This is a genomic window from Mucilaginibacter straminoryzae (assembly GCF_022953055.1).
GTDB classification, from domain to species: Bacteria; Bacteroidota; Bacteroidia; order Sphingobacteriales; family Sphingobacteriaceae; genus Mucilaginibacter; species Mucilaginibacter straminoryzae.
Genome location: NZ_JALJEJ010000001.1, coordinates 534283 through 549628, shown reverse-complemented (window position 1 = coordinate 549628; position 15346 = coordinate 534283). Strand labels below are relative to the sequence as shown.

16 protein-coding genes are annotated in these 15346 nt (G+C 45.1%); 3 read left to right on the top strand and 13 right to left on the bottom strand.

Annotation, left to right across the window (positions count from 1 at the left end; translation table 11 throughout):
* Positions 1–80 precede the first annotated feature (80 nt).
* Positions 81–1082, bottom strand: a complete 1002-nt coding sequence (locus MUY27_RS02445; protein WP_245128380.1) for a WD40/YVTN/BNR-like repeat-containing protein — start codon at positions 1080–1082, stop codon at positions 81–83.
* A gap of 86 nt (positions 1083–1168) precedes the next feature.
* On the opposite strand from MUY27_RS02445, the gene MUY27_RS02440 reads away from it, so the two are divergent.
* The gene (locus MUY27_RS02440) at positions 1169–2044 is read left to right on the top strand and encodes a YitT family protein (RefSeq protein ID WP_245128379.1); all 876 of its coding nucleotides are present in this window, start codon (positions 1169–1171) and stop codon (positions 2042–2044) included.
* Between the two features lie 5 nt (positions 2045–2049).
* Here the strand turns inward: MUY27_RS02440 and MUY27_RS02435 are convergent, their stop codons facing one another.
* The 4 genes from MUY27_RS02435 to MUY27_RS02420 all read right to left on the bottom strand — a co-directional run bounded on the left by MUY27_RS02435 (position 2050) and on the right by MUY27_RS02420 (position 4159).
* The gene (locus tag MUY27_RS02435) at positions 2050–2487 is read right to left on the bottom strand and encodes a DUF2147 domain-containing protein (protein WP_245128378.1); all 438 of its coding nucleotides are present in this window, start codon (positions 2485–2487) and stop codon (positions 2050–2052) included.
* Between the two features lie 59 nt (positions 2488–2546).
* Positions 2547–2921 carry a response regulator gene (locus MUY27_RS02430; protein ID WP_245128377.1) on the bottom strand — a complete coding sequence of 125 codons (375 nt, stop codon included), beginning with the start codon at positions 2919–2921 and terminating at the stop codon, positions 2547–2549.
* Positions 2922–3037: 116 nt separating this feature from the next.
* Positions 3038–3328 (bottom strand): putative quinol monooxygenase, encoded by a 291-nt coding sequence (locus MUY27_RS02425; RefSeq protein ID WP_245128376.1) that lies wholly within the window; start codon positions 3326–3328, stop codon positions 3038–3040.
* A gap of 252 nt (positions 3329–3580) precedes the next feature.
* Positions 3581–4159, bottom strand: coding sequence for a thymidine kinase (locus tag MUY27_RS02420; RefSeq protein ID WP_245128375.1), 579 nt, complete (start codon positions 4157–4159; stop codon positions 3581–3583).
* A gap of 73 nt (positions 4160–4232) precedes the next feature.
* On the opposite strand from MUY27_RS02420, the gene MUY27_RS02415 reads away from it, so the two are divergent.
* Positions 4233–5474, top strand: a complete 1242-nt coding sequence (locus MUY27_RS02415; protein WP_245128374.1) for a hypothetical protein — start codon at positions 4233–4235, stop codon at positions 5472–5474.
* Here MUY27_RS02415 and rodA read toward each other — a convergent pair whose 3' ends face one another.
* The 6 genes from rodA to purH all read right to left on the bottom strand — a co-directional run bounded on the left by rodA (position 5475) and on the right by purH (position 12859).
* Positions 5475–6755 (bottom strand): rod shape-determining protein RodA, encoded by a 1281-nt coding sequence (gene rodA / locus MUY27_RS02410; protein ID WP_245128373.1) that lies wholly within the window; start codon positions 6753–6755, stop codon positions 5475–5477.
* Positions 6745–8760, bottom strand: a complete 2016-nt coding sequence (gene mrdA, locus MUY27_RS02405) for a penicillin-binding protein 2 (RefSeq protein WP_245128372.1) — start codon at positions 8758–8760, stop codon at positions 6745–6747. Before mrdA ends, rodA begins: the two co-directional genes overlap by 11 nt.
* Positions 8757–9275, bottom strand: coding sequence for a rod shape-determining protein MreD (locus MUY27_RS02400; RefSeq protein WP_245128371.1), 519 nt, complete (start codon positions 9273–9275; stop codon positions 8757–8759). Before MUY27_RS02400 ends, mrdA begins: the two co-directional genes overlap by 4 nt.
* The gene (gene mreC / locus MUY27_RS02395) at positions 9253–10101 is read right to left on the bottom strand and encodes a rod shape-determining protein MreC (RefSeq protein WP_245128370.1); all 849 of its coding nucleotides are present in this window, start codon (positions 10099–10101) and stop codon (positions 9253–9255) included. The genes MUY27_RS02400 and mreC overlap by 23 nt, the downstream gene beginning before the upstream one ends.
* 99 nt (positions 10102–10200) lie before the next feature.
* The gene (locus MUY27_RS02390; RefSeq protein WP_074487496.1) at positions 10201–11223 is read right to left on the bottom strand and encodes a rod shape-determining protein; all 1023 of its coding nucleotides are present in this window, start codon (positions 11221–11223) and stop codon (positions 10201–10203) included.
* Positions 11224–11332: 109 nt separating this feature from the next.
* Positions 11333–12859 (bottom strand): bifunctional phosphoribosylaminoimidazolecarboxamide formyltransferase/IMP cyclohydrolase, encoded by a 1527-nt coding sequence (purH, locus tag MUY27_RS02385; protein WP_245128369.1) that lies wholly within the window; start codon positions 12857–12859, stop codon positions 11333–11335.
* 183 nt (positions 12860–13042) lie between these two features.
* Between purH and MUY27_RS02380 the strand changes: the two genes are divergently transcribed.
* Complete coding sequence (locus MUY27_RS02380; protein WP_245128368.1) at positions 13043–14140, top strand: PAS domain S-box protein; 1098 nt, start codon at positions 13043–13045, stop codon at positions 14138–14140.
* Here the strand turns inward: MUY27_RS02380 and purN are convergent.
* Both purN and MUY27_RS02370 read right to left on the bottom strand, forming a co-directional pair.
* Complete coding sequence (gene purN / locus MUY27_RS02375; RefSeq protein WP_245128367.1) at positions 14137–14715, bottom strand: phosphoribosylglycinamide formyltransferase; 579 nt, start codon at positions 14713–14715, stop codon at positions 14137–14139. The two genes, MUY27_RS02380 and purN, sit on opposite strands and share 4 nt — an antisense overlap.
* A gap of 77 nt (positions 14716–14792) precedes the next feature.
* On the bottom strand, positions 14793–15284 hold the full coding sequence (locus MUY27_RS02370; RefSeq protein ID WP_245128366.1) for a lipocalin family protein: 492 nt from the start codon (positions 15282–15284) through the stop codon (positions 14793–14795).
* Positions 15285–15346: the final 62 nt, after the last annotated feature.

Here is a 15346-nt window from a genome sequence, read left to right as displayed (position 1 = left end):
AAATATAGAGTTATTTAAAATACCCTGCAAATCAAAAATAGAAATATTTTAAAAGTTTTTATTACCCCTTTATTATCAGCTTAATAAAGTTTAAATAATGCTATCCGCCCGTTTGCTCCGGCCAGTAAAACAAGTTTTCCGCGCTTTGCCTTCGCACAAACGTTAAAACTCTCTTTAACTATCTGCTTCCAGCTAATACCACCATCTGTACTGATATTTGTTCCGGAAGTTCCCGTGGAAAGCACTATGTCTTTGCTAATATTGGTAACGCACGATTGAAACCCTGCTGGTAAAACTTTGCTTTCTATCCAGCCACTACTATTTTCCACACGTGTAAAAGCAGTTTCTTCCGTCTGTTTATCACTTGCATAATCTCCGCCGACTACTATAGTACCGGTTTCATTTACAGAAAATGCGCCTTTACTTTCTTTAACTGTCTTTACACCCAGGTTATCGGCATGCCAATGATCAGCAGCCTTTTGAAGGGTGAGCACTCGCGTCGCCTTTCCCCCGGTAACAATGATCAGTTGAGACTTACCCGTAATTCTAAAGCAGGTGCCGCTTGCCGCAAAGGCAGCCTCGCCATCTACTGCATCGGGGCGATGAGCGAACTCATTCCAAGTAGTTCCGCCGTCGGTGGTTTCTAACAGCATAAACTTTCCGTCAATAGGGTCGCCCAGAACGTATCCGTGCTTGCTATCCTTAAAATCCATTGCATCCAGAAAGTAAGCTTTATCTTCATTCCGGTAACATGCTTTCCAGGTAGCGCCGCCGTCAGTCGTTCTCAGGATCAACGCAGGTGTACCCGAACTGATGATCACGGCTTCCTTTTCTGAAAAAGCTTCAATATCCCTGAAGTCGCTTTTTTCATAACCCTTTACCTGTTGCCACCGCCAGGTTTTCCCTCCGTTAGCCGAGCATCCGACATAACCATTGCTACCACTCACCCAAGCTACCCTATCGTTCAGTACAGACATCCCCCTGATATTAGTGTGAATTCCCTGTTCAATCACTTCAATTTTCTGAGCAGAACAATTTATCGCAAACAGCAAGACAAGCAAGAAGAAATATAAACGTGCCATATCATACAAATCTAATGTTATAGATTTCAATCCGCGCTTCGGCAATAAAATTGCTATCTTTTGCCCGATACCCCTGCTTTTAGCCTATGAATAAGAAAAACGGACAACAACGCAGAGAATTCATGCGCCTGGTATTTGTTGCAACAGGTATCTTGTGCGCCTCTTTCGGCCTAAAGGGCTTTTTAATCCCGAATGATTTTATTGATGGTGGTGTTACAGGTATATCGCTGCTGATCAGCTCGCTGACAGACTGGCCCATTTCTGTTTTGATTGCCATCATTAATATTCCCTTTATATGGCTGGGCTACCGCCGCGTTAACAAACTGTTCGCTATAAAAACGCTTTTCGCTATCCTTACACTGTCGCTGGTCTTATACTTTGTAAATTTTCCGCACGTAACTAACGATAAGCTGCTGACTGCTGTGTTCGGCGGTTTCTTCCTCGGCGCGGGGATTGGCCTGGTGATGCGCGGCGGATGCGTGATTGATGGTACCGAACTGCTTGCCGTTTATATCAATCCAAAATCGGTTTTATCTATCGGGCAGATCATCCTGCTCATTAACATCCTGATCTTTGGCGTAGCAGCATTCTTTTTGGGGATTGAATCTGCTTTGTATTCTATCCTTACCTACCTCGCAGCATCAGAAACCATTAACTATATTATCCAGGGTATAGATGAATATACCGCCGTAACTATTGTGTCGGCAAAAAGCGACCTGGTTAAGCAGGTGATCACCCGTCAATTGAAACGAGGCGTAACCGTTTACAAAGGCGAGCGTGGTTTCGGGCGAAATGATATTGAAGAGAAAGAGATTGATATCATCTTCACGGTGATTACCCGTTTGGATGTACCCAGATTGGTTAGCGCTGTTCAGCGGATAGATAGCGCGGCATTTATTACTACGCATACGGTGTCAGAAGTAAAGGGAGGACTGATCAAGCGCCAGCCGCTTCCTCACTAAATTATTTATTCAACCCGTGTCCAGACTTCGGTACGACCGATCAGCGAAATGCCGATATATCCGCGCATGCGCAGCTTTTTGCCGTCTAGGGTCATCTTGCAGCTGTAGGTCTTGCCGTTTTTAGGGTCGTAGATGGTACCGTCGTTATAAACGTTATCCCCATCGTAAACAAAATCTTTTAGTATTTCCAGGCCAAGTAAAGGGCGGTTACGTAAAGAAGCGTCAGGATTATGGGTATCTTCCTTAGGCTTTCCGTTTTCGTCATTCGGGGTTTTAATCCACGAAAGCTTACCGAAGTATTTAGCGCCTTTTTTATAGATCTGGATCTGGCCTTCGCCCGTAGAATTAATCCATTTACCCAATACACCGTCAGCATTTTGGGCATGTACTACCGCGAAAGAAATGCACGCAACTATAGCAGTCAGAAATAGTCTCTTTATCATAATTTTAAATTGGTGGTTACGAAGATACTCTTTTTGACTAATGGAAACGCGTGGTCGGTTTACTTGCGAACAAACCTTTCTGCCACACCGATCAATTCTTCCAGTTCAAAAGGTTTTTTCAGGTAACCGTCGGCAAGCGCCGCTTCGCTGATCTCCCTGATATTGCTTACCGCAGATATGATCACTACAGGTATGTGTGCCGTTGCCTGGCTGCTCTTCAACTCTTTGCTTAACTGCTGTCCGTTGGCATCGCTTTTCCAATCGCTCAGCCAATTATCCAGCAGAATCAGGTCAGGGTCAATATCCTTAACCGTCTTCAGTATCTTCGCATTCTCAGACGCAATTACCTCATAACCCCGCCGTTGAAGGGTAAACATGATGGTATCACGAATATCTTTATCGTCCTCTATAACCAGTATTTTCTTTGGCATCATACTATCGCATCGGAAATAAACCACAAATCAGCATACTGCACCAATGACAGTATAGGCTTATAAACAGCTAAACCATTGCTTTTGTTTATCAGAACTACTCATAAGCCTATATTAAATTACACCAGCCTCACCAGTTCCTTAACTTCGGCCGGACTGTTTTGCAGCACAGGCGAAACCCTGATGAAATGCCGGTAATGGGACGACCCCTTATGATTGCTGAGCGCATCTTCGTTCTGCCACTCTTCGATCATTACGTATTCGCCGCGCTTGTCCTTGGGTTGGTAGATCTCGTAAGCCAAACACCCTTCTTCATGCAGAGAAATGTCAACCAGTTTTTTCAACTCCTGTTCAAAGGTCTCTTCTGCATCAGATGCGCACTGTAAAACATTGATTACTTTCACGCTCATAACCGGTTTATTTATATCGAAATAACGTGGAAACAGCGTTTTTTGTTCGTTGGGATAGAAATATTACAGTATTGTTACAGCCACTTTTTTCCTAGCATAAAAGTGCTCAAAACATTAGGTCTGTAATATGCTTTTTATATGCGAAATCCAGCAAGTGACCTCCTCCTAACCAATCAAAAGGAGAGGGAATTTAAAGCACTATCTTTCAGAGAGGATTATTTGCCGGTTAGAGCGATCTCCGGTTAGACCAATTTAACCTTTGTTGAAGCAAACCCGGCAGCGGGGCTCGTAGCTTTCCTTTTCGCCGAGGAGAATTTTGCCGCTATCCGGCACCAGGCGATAAGAATATAAAGCAGGGTTGCCGCACTGAACGCAAACAGCATAAACTTTGGTAACAGACTCTGCCATGGCCATTATTGCCGGCATAGGGCCAAAGGGCTGGCCTTTAAAATCCATATCCAAGCCGGCTACAATCACGCGGATACCGCGGTTGGCCAGTGCGTTGCAAACATTGGGTAACTCATCGTCAAAAAACTGGGCTTCGTCAATTCCCACTACATCAACGTTATCGGTGATCAGCAACAATAAAGACGAGGAGTGTTCTACAGGGACAGACGGTATGGCGTTCTGGTTGTGCGATACCACGTTGGTTTCATCGTAACGGACGTCTGTTTTCGGCTTGAAGATCTCCACCCGCAAGCGGGCAATCTGCGCGCGTTTCATCCGCCTGATCAGCTCTTCGGTTTTACCTGAAAACATAGACCCGCAGATCACTTCTATGCTTCCGCCTAACTCACTTTTTCTTCTGAAAACATCTTCGCTGAACAGCATCTATCACCAATTAGAGCCTGCTAATATCAGAATTAAATCCTACTTTTGATAAGCAATTTTCCCAACACAGCTTATGAGGCAACAGGATGTTTTTAGAAAAATAGGTGGAATTTTACAGGAACTGAACGAGCAGTACGATTATCTGAAAACCCAACAAGATGCATTAAATGACCTGGAACTGGAGTTATTTGCAGCCAATGCAAATTTCCTGACCGACCATCTCGAGATACTGAGAAAATTAAATGCACACATTACAAAAGCCCTGCCGGTACATGAAGAAGAAAAGGCATTGCCGACGGTAAGCGAAGGAACAGAAGCCACTTTTATTTTACCTGCACCGGAAACAGCACCAGCCGAAACCGTTTACACGCTGCCACCTGTAGAAACACAACCTGCAGCAGTGATGAGCGAACCGGAACCCATACGGGACCCCGAACCGGCAGAACAAGAAGAAGAAATTGTTGAAGAACCCGTTGCTGAAGAACCTTTAACTGCATCTAACGAGTTTCACTTCGACCTGAAGCCAGCAGAACCGATTTATGTAGAGCCAGTGTATCCACATGATGAAGAGCCTGCACACCAGGAAAATAGCACAACAGAAGAACAGGAAAGCTTCTTTATACTGAACAAGCACCCGGAAGAACAGCCAGTTGCATCAGAAACGGCATTACCTGCAGAAGAACCAGTGGCTTCGCCCGTTCAACCTGTAGAAGATAAGCCGGTACCCGAAATAAATCTTTTTGAAAGTAAAGGCAACGATACCTTTTCGTTCACCCGCCAGGCAGAACCGGAAGTGATTCGTCATGAACTGAACTTAAATGAATCTGCGGCATGGCCGGAAGAGGAACCTGTTGAAGCAATACAAAATCGCCCGACGATTCTTCCACCGGCAGAAGAAATTAAACCTGAGCCTGTGGCAGAACCTGCATCTGAGTTTCCAAGGGCTAAGAACGTATCGCACACGGCCTATCCACCGGCAGAAGAACCGCAAAGGCCGTTAACACTTAATGAGCGTATATCGGCGCAGTTATCGGGTAATAAACCCGCCGAAGCAACAACTACCTCTTCTTCCCAAGCCCCGATTAAAGATTTAAAATCTGCGATATCCCTCAACGATAAAATGCTGTTCGTACGCGACCTGTTTAACGGGTACAGCTTGGCCTACAGCGAAGCAATAGAGATATTGAACCGCTTTAACAACTTTGACGAAGCCAGCCGTTTCCTAACCAATAACTATGTGGGAAAGAATAACTGGGCCGCCAAACAGGCAACGGCAGACCGATTTTACGAGCTTTTAAAACGCCGGTTTGCTTAATTAAGCCGGCGATATTGTCCCCATCCGGTTCGAGTCCAGCTTGACCAGGATGAACAATAAAATGGTGAAGCTCCAGAGTGATGAGCCGCCATAGCTGATTAGCGGCAGCGGTATACCAATTACCGGGACGATACCGATAGTCATGCCGATATTGATCATCACGTGGAAAAACAATATCGACGCTACGCCATAACCATAGATCCGCGAGAACGGCGATCGCTGCCGCTCGGCTATAGCCACCAACCGCAGCAGCAGGAAAAGGTAAATACCAATTAACGTCAACGATCCGGCAAAGCCCCACTCTTCACCTATGGTACAAAAAATAAAGTCGGTACTCTGCGCAGGAACGAAAGAATAGCGCGTTTGGGTACCCTGCAGGTAGCCCTTACCCCAAAGTTTACCGGAGCCTATTGCAATTTTAGATTGGTTAACGTTATAGCCCTTCTTCTTCAGGTCTGTAGTAAGGCCAAGTAAAATATCAATACGCTCTTTCTGGTGCTGTTTCAGCACGTGGCCGTAAATGTATTTCACACTAAAGATAAAGGAGATGGATATGGCCAACCCGATGAGCACTGCAAACACCACCTGCCGGTAATGCTTAAACATCCAGATGACCAGCAGCCCCAGCACCACCAGGCTAAGTATCAGGTATAACTGGTTAAACAACAAAGTGAGGACGAACAGGGCGATAATCAGCGCGATAACAATCAGGAACCAGGGCGACAAACCTTCGCGATAAAGCACGAATATCAGCGAGCAGAACACCAGTGTAGAACCTGTATCCGGCTGCAGCATAATCAGCATCATTGGTACGCCGATAATGGCACCTGCTGCTAAAAAGGATTTCCATTCGGTAATTCGGATATTAGGACCACTAAGATATCGCGCCAGTAACAAGCATGTCGTCACCTTAGCAAACTCAGACGGCTGCAGCCGGAAGCTGCCTAACGGGATCCACGCCTGGTTACCCCCCACATTTCGCCCGACAATTAACACTGCAATGAGCAGGATAATGGTGATGGCATAAAATATAGAAGCAAAGGCGATGAAAAAGCGGTTATCTAACAGCAGGATCACAATAGCGAGCACCACACCGGCAATAATATATACCAGTTGCTTACCGTAGTTGGTATCAAATCCAATTACCTCTGGATGTTTTGGATCGAAAACTGCCGAATGAATGTTAAACCAACCGATGGTTACCAAGATCAGGTAGAGCAATACCGTCAACCAGTCCACGTTGAAAAAAAATCCCCGCTGGTTAGCGCTGCTACTCCGCATCTTCCCTCCGTTTTAAGCGTGCAGCGTAAAGCTTGGCCATGGTATCGCGGCGATTGTTGTTACCGGCAGATTTCAATTGTACTCGAGGCTTCTCCAACGTATCCGTACGTTTGCGGCTGGTATCTTTCATTAATCTGCGCAAACTATCCTGACGTTGCTTCTGCGCTTTGATCTGTGCAGGTGTAGGCGGCAACAGATTTGCATTCATATAACGGTGCAGATCAATACCTGAGGGCCTGCGGGTAATAGAATCTTTTAAATACTTTTCAACCATAAAGCTGGCGATAGGCGCGGCCCATGAAGCACCATAACCGGCGTTCTCTACCACCACGGCAATCGCAATCTTAGGGTTATCACGTGGAGCAAAACCTACAAATACAGAGTGGTTTTTACCATGCGGATTTTGCACCGTACCGGTTTTACCGCACATGACTATACCAGGAATACGCGAGTCCGCCGCCGTACCATGGTCAACCACATCCTGCATACCGTCAATCACCGGGTGAAAGTAATTACTGTCCACGCCTACGTAATGTTTCTCGGTGAATTCCTTTTTAATCACATTCTTATCGCCGATGGCTTTAATCAGGTGCGGTTTGAAGTAGAAACCCCTGTTAGCAATGGTACATTCGATATTTGCCATTTGTAGCGGCGTAGCCAACAACTCGCCCTGCCCGATGGCTAAAGAGATCACCGAGCTGGACCGCCAGTGGTTCTTGCCAAAACGGTTATCGTAGTAAAGCGGGGTAGGTACCAAACCGCGTCGTTCATGCGGCAGATCGACATCCAGCTTCACACCGAAACCAAAATTATTCACCTTCTCTCGCCATGCGCCATAGGTGGTGGCTGTATTCTTCGGGCCGTGTGCATTGATTAGCCTGTCGAACACGTTACAAAAATAGGTATTGCAGGATTGTGAAATCCCTTTTCGAAGATCTGTCACCCCATCAAAGTGTTCGCAACCCACACGGTGGTTCCCTGCCTGGTAATAGTGCGGGCAAAAGAAGGTAGTCTGTGGTGTGATGATCCCTTCCTGCAAGGCAATCAAAGCATCCAGTGGCTTAAACGAAGAACCTGGAGAATAGTAAGCCTGTATCGGACGAACCAGGAAAGGACTGTAAGGATCATTGTACATGGCAGATATCACATTCCCTTTACCTTTTTCCACCATTATGTTAGGATCATAAGTCGGACTGCTTACAAAAGCCAATATCTCGCCGGTAGAAGGCTCAATCGCGACGATACTACCCACTTTATTTTTCATCAGTTGCTCGCCCAGCTTTTGCAGCTTGCTATCCAGCGAAGAAATCAACCGTTCCCCAGCCACAGCCGAAGTATCAAAGGCACCATTGGCAAAAGAGCCTTTCTGCACGTTACGTGAATCTACCAGCACGTTTCTTACCCCCCGTTGTCCGCGCAGTAAGTCTTCATAGGCACGTTCCACGCCACTACGGCCTATATAATCGCCTGGACGGTAGAATCCCCCTGATTTTTCAATGTCGCGATCGGTTACCTCACCGATGTACCCTAAAAACTGCGCCGCTGTAGAATCCGGATAGGTACGCATGGTACGGCGCTGCACGTCAAAACCGGGAAACTCTGGCAAACGCTCCTGGAAGGATGCCCACACATTCAGCGGAACCTGTTTTTCAAAAACCGATTGCAGGTAAGGCGAATATTTTACTGCTTTGTTAAAACGCTTATCGAAACCTTCTTTATCAATACCCAGCAATTTACAAAACAAGGTGGTATCAAAAGGCTTTACCTCGCGCGGAAGTACGGTAATATCAAACACCGGCACGTTTTGTACCATGATCTTACCATGCCGGTCAAGGATCGGACCACGAGCCGGATAAACAATATAACGGCGTACTACGTTGCTTTTTGAAGCAAGCAGGTACTTATCGTCCATGATCTGCATGTAGAACAACCTCACCAGCAGTACAAGACAAAGCGCTACAAAAATTCCGGTAATAACGTATCGTCGGGCAAAAAAACTATTCATTTCCGTTCTCTGCTTCTAAAAAATAAGAAGCCTGATATCAGCATTAAAACTATTGTAAATATCGAACTAAATATAAAACGGAGTAAGGTATATTGTATTTCAGAAAACCTGAAAACTTCAAGGTTGAACAAGAAAAAATGGTGGCACAGCGTCAGGATACTGGCATAGAAAAAAAACCACCTGAAGCCCATGACAGACAATGTAGGTTCGGGCTCGTTATCAAAACCATCTTTCTGCACGGTAAGGTTAATAAAGATCACGCGTACCACCGCCAAGATCACACAAGTGGCGGCATGCAGCCCCGGCGTATCGTAAAAAGCATCGATGGTTAAGCCCAGGATGAACGAGAGAACAAAAAGCACCAGGTTGGGTGTTTCAAAGGGTAACAGCAAAATAAACGTGATGTACGGATAGGGCGTAGACAGGTTATAGAGCGTCAGGTTCTTCAGCAGGAATACCTGCAGAAAAACCAGGGCGAAAAACCGTATCAGGTTAATTATTATTGTCCTGCTCATCTTTTTTCTGCTGTGCCTCCATATTGGCCTGTTCAAGGGCCAGTTTATTATTTACCACGTAAACGTATTGTAACCTGCTGTAATCTACTGCCAGCGCCACCTCCATATTCAGGAAAAAGCCGCCGCCTTTAGCTTTCAGGTTACTGATTTTACCGATAGGAATACCCGCAGGCCACAACGAAAAGCCTGAAGTAACCACCGTTTCGCCCAGGTGTGGTTTTACGTGGTTCTGTATATCGATCAGCAAACCGGTGTTAGGGCCTAAATCTTCACTCCAGATCATGGAACCGATATCTTTGGTATCGCCCAGCATGGCGCTTACCTTGGTGTCTTTATGTAAAAAGGAGCGGATGGTAGCAAAGTGTTGCGAAACGTTCACCACAATACCAACAATCCCTGCACTGCAGATCACCCCCATATCTTTGGCAATACCGGCATCGGTACCCCTGTTGATGGTAATATAGTTATTGGGGCGGTTAACCGAGTTATTGATCACCCTCGCTGCAATGTAGGTGTATTGCTGGTGATAAACAGTATCGGTAACGGTGTGCTTAGTGGCGGTATCGCCGTAGAAAGCCGAAGCCAGTTGCCCACGCAGCCTCGCATTTTCCTGTACCAGGCTATCATTTACATCTTTTAAGCGCAGGTACTGGTTTAGTTTACTGATGCGCCCGTAAATATTGCCGGTAACTTGGTTAGAGCTGTTAACGAAAGTTGCTTTCTGGAATGAATTGTATTTGATGTAGATAATTAATGCACTAACCTCGAAAATCAGGAACAGAAAAAATGCGTTGTACTTGCTGATAAATATCAAAAGGTTACGCATGCTGTTTACAGTTTCGTGTTAAAAGTTACGAGTTGCGAGTAAAAGGTTAGTAGTTTTCCCTGGTCACCCGCAACTTACAACCCGCAACTCACAACGCAATTATTGCATTAAAAATTTAAAGTTTCCGATGTTCTTCAATGCTGTTCCGGTTCCGCGTACTACAGCACGAAGCGGATCTTCCGCTACGTGTACCGGCAGTTTGGTTTTAGCAGCCACACGCTTATCTAAACCGCGCAGCAATGCACCACCACCGGTTAAATAAATACCGGTTTGGTAAATATCGGCAGAAAGCTCTGGCGGAGTAATCTCCAGGGCTTTCAAAATCGCTTCTTCTATTTTAGAGATAGACTTATCTAAGCAATGTGCAATTTCGGTATAAGATACGGTGATCTGTTTCGGCACGCCGGTCATCAAATCGCGACCTTGTACGGCAAAGTCAGCCGGTGGATCTGCCAGTTCTGGCAATGCCGCACCAACTTCTATTTTGATCTTCTCGGCAGTACGGTCACCAATCATGATGTTATGCTGACGACGGATATACTGAACAATATCTGCATCAAAGTTATCACCCGCTACACGAATAGACTGGTCGCACACGATACCTGAAAGCGCAATAACCGCAATCTCGGTAGTACCACCACCGATATCGATGATCATGTTTCCCATCGGCTCTTCCACGTCTATACCAATACCTACCGCAGCAGCCATTGGTTCATAGATCAGATAAACCTCTTTAGCACCGGCAATCTCGGCAGAGTCGCGCACGGCGCGTTTCTCTACCTCTGTAATACCCGAAGGGATACAGATTACCATACGCAAAGAAGGGAAGAACCAGCTTTTGCCTTTGTTGATCATCTTGATCATCCCGCGGATCATGTGCTCTGCAGCATCAAAGTCGGCAATCACACCGTCTTTCAAGGGGCGAACCGTACGAATTTTCTCGTGCGTTTTACCCTCCATCTGCATTGCCTGGCGGCCAATGGCTATTACTTTATTGGTTTGTCTGTCTAAAGCTACGATTGACGGTTCATCAACCACTACTTTATCATTATGTATAATCAGGGTATTTGCTGTACCTAAATCTATCGCAATTTCTTGCGTAAAAAAATTAAATAAACCCATTTAACCGTTGTTTCGAAACTATCTGCAAAGTTTAAAAAAAATCCTCAATAACTGCAATCCGTTGCCTTTTAAAGCGTCGAAAAACGTAGTTTATTGTGTTGGTATAAAATTAGTGTTTGAAGTGGCGAACCCCTGTAGTAACCATTACTACATTTTTCTGGTTAGCCATATCAACAGACTTTTGATCGTTAATGGAACCGCCTGGCTGTAAAACCGCAACTACACCGGCATCGCCCGCAATCTCCACACAATCCGGGAAAGGGAAGAAAGCATCTGAAGCCATCACCGCACCGTTTACATCAAAGCCAAAGCTTTTTGCTTTCTCTAAGGCCTGGCGCAACGCATCCACGCGGGAGGTTTGGCCTACACCACTTGCCAGCAACTGATCATTCTTAGCCAGGACAACCGTGTTAGACTTGGTGTGCTTTACAATTTTGTTGGCAAAATAAAGGTCGCGCAGTTGCTGCTCATCCGGCTGGCGATTAGTAACGGTGGTCATCTGCGCAGGGCCTTCGATCACCAGGTCTTTATCCTGCTCAATCACACCGTTCAATAAAGTTTTGAACTGTTTAACAGGAAGCTCTACTCCGTTACGGATCAATATGATGCGGTTCTTTTTCTCTTTCAGAATAGCTAACGCCTCATCTGTATAAGCCGGAGCGATCAACACCTCAAAGAACAGCTTGGTCATTTCTGCGGCTGTGGCTTCGTTGATCTCGTCATTAGCGATAATTACACCGCCAAAAGCCGATACCGGGTCGCAAGCCAGTGCATCTACCCAGGCATCTTTAATATGGGTGCGGGTAGCTACACCACAAGCATTGGTATGCTTTAAAATGGCGATGGTTGGGTCGGTAAACTCATCGATCAATGCCACTGCAGCGTCCACATCTACCAAGTTATTGTATGAAAGCTCTTTACCGTTCAGCTTGGTGAACATGGCATCTAGGTTACCGTAGAACACCCCTTTCTGGTGCGGGTTTTCGCCGTAACGTAAAGTTTGGCAATGCGTAATGCTTTGCTTGAATGCAGGAATCTGCTCGTCCTGGTTAAAGTAGTTAAAAATTGCCGTATCATAGTTAGACGAAACATTGAAGGCTTTTGCTGCAAACAGCTTGCGGTCTTCAATATCAGTTTCGCCGTTTTTAGTCTTTAATAACGCTTCTAAAGCAGGATAATCATTCTTAGAAGAAACAATTACTACATCCTTATAATTCTTAGCTGCTGCACGGATCAAAGAAATACCACCGATATCGATTTTCTCGATCACATCGTCGTGCCCTGCGCCTGATGCTACCGTTTCTTCAAACGGATACAAATCAACAATCACCAGGTCAATCTCAGGGATCTCATATTGCGCCAGCTGCGCTTTATCCTGATCCAGGGAACGGCGTGAAAGAATACCGCCGAATACTTTTGGGTGAAGCGTTTTAACCCGGCCGCCAAGGATAGACGGATAGGAAGTAAGATCTTCAACCGCCACCACATCTGCGCCCAAACTTTTTATAAACGTTTCTGTTCCTCCTGTGGAATATATCGTTACACCAAGGCGTTTAAGTTCTTGAATTACAGGCTCGAGGTGATCTTTGTAATAGACGGAGATCAGAGCATTCTTGATTTTTACGGGCTGACTCATTGAGGTTGTTTTTCGAGCCGCAAAAGTAGTGAATTTTAACGGATTAGTAACCCTGTTTTAATTACTAAATAATGGGTAAATTTAAAACACCTGGTAAACCATATGAACTAAATTTTAACCGACGCTGATATCTGTAAATATGACGAACAAATTTCGGATATTAGAGATACTTTGAAGTAGCCGATGCAAAATAAAGAGCTGGAAAAATTACAAGCCGTTCATCGTTTTCTAAACCTCGAAATTAACAAAGACCATGAATTGCAGGAGATTGTTGAACTCGCAGCCGAATTATGCCGCGTACCGACAGCTGTTATTACCACCGATGGTGTAATCAGGTACCTGAAGTCAAATATCGACGTCAGCAGAATCGATGACCTGGAATCGAAGCTCTTTTGTAACTTCCTGGACAAACACCAGGGAATCACCGTCATCCCGGACGCCACTCAACACCCGTTTTTCTCTACCAGCACGCTTGTAACCGACTACCCCCACATCAGGTTTTATGCAGGAGCGCCGCTAATCACGCATGACAATTATACTTTAGGGTATTTGTGTATCGCCGATACCGTAGCGCGCGATATCGATGACTCGCAACGGCATTTAATTACAGTTTTAGCCAAACGCATTATCCAGATCATGGAGTTTGAGTTTAGCCTCGAAGTACTGAAACAACAATTTATAGAAGCAAAGAATGCAGAGATCAAACTGCGCTCGTACTTTGAAAGTTCAGGCTCATGCCTATTGCTGATTGATCAGAACTTACGGCTGGTGGCCTACAACAAAAACATGTACAAATTTCTGAAAAGGGTAAATGGGGTTAAAATTCACCCGGGTATGGGTGTGAATGAGATTTTACGGGGCCATTACCTGAATGATTTTGTAAAAGATTTCCAGATTGCGCTTAACGGTACGCCTGTTACTTACGAAAGGCAGGTTCAATACAGAAACGGTGAAAAGATCTGGTGGCACGTCAGCTTTGACCCCAGTTATGATACAGACGGCGAAATCATCGGTATATCCTATAAAGCCACCGATATCACATCGGCGAAACGGTACGAAGAAAAAATCTTAGCACAGAACGAATCGTTGAAACAGATCGCTCATATCCAATCGCACGAACTGCGTAAACCGGTAGCAGGCATATTAGGTTTTATGGAGCTTTTTAAAGCGAACAAATACCGCGCTACCAAAGAAGACCTGCAACTGATGGAAAAAATAACGACAGAGCTTGATGAAAAAATCAGGGAAATAGTAGCTTTTACCGAAGAAGACAAAGACTAACTTTTGATCTTACTAAGCAGCGCCTCTACAACCCGTGGAAAGTTATGATGCTCTAACTGCTGCCCTTTAAATTTAACCACTTCTATCGTATCGCCGGGTTCTATTTTAAACCTGGATTGATGGATCACCTCGCCTTCGTCAAAATGCTCATTCACAAAATGGATGGTTATGCCCGATTCTTCTTCTTTATTATCCAACACCGCCTGGTGCACTTTATCGCCATACATACCTTTACCACCGTATTTAGGCAATAACGAAGGGTGGATGTTAATAATACGGTTTGGAAATGCCTTTAACAGCGATTCTGGTACCAGCCAAAGGAAACCAGCTAAAATAATAAGGTCTACCTGCAGGTTTTTCAGTAGTTTGACCACACCATCTGTCTGGTAAAACTCTTCCCGGTTAAATACGTGCGAAGGTATTTCGAAGTTATCTGCCCGCTGCAACACATAAGCCTGCGGGTTGTTGCTCAGCACCAGCACCACTTCTGCCACCGGGCTGCGCTTAAAATGTTCGATGATTTTCTGGGCGTTTGAACCAGAACCTGAAGCAAAAATGGCTATTCTCTTTTTCAAATCAGCTAGTATTTAGTGGGACTCTCCAAATATAAAATTTTGAGCTATACTTTAAAGCGTAATAGCATGATTATGAATTACTGGTGAACAAAAGCAAATCTTCGGATCACCCTCTTTTTTGTACTGCCAGAATACTCGTTGATATCACCGGTTTCCAGCACCAGCGAGTATGACCCCAGATTAACGATCCTTGCATTTAAAAAAGGCGCATCTACGGTATCCTTACCACCCGGCACGGTATCCTTACAAAGCATATTGGCTTGCAGGGTGAGCTTATCATCACTAAACTGCCACTTGCCGGAGGCAATGTCAGACCGGCAGATGAAGTTCTGGTAACTGCAGCTCTGATCTGGGTTGAAAGTAAAAGTTTGTTTTAGCTGGCAATTAGTATTTAATGTTGCCGTACCCAATTGGGTAGATCCCTGGTAAGTGGTTACCTGTACAGATGCCAGTTCCCATGTTGACGAAGTAAGTAAAGTAGGAAGATAGCTCTGCCTTTCCTTTTTGCAGGAGTTGTAGACAACCAATACCACTATCAGCGACAACAATAAAAGCAGGTTTCTTTTCATCCGGTTACAGCGGCAAAATTAATAATTAGAATAAGAGTTTAACGCTTTATTTGCGTCAACAT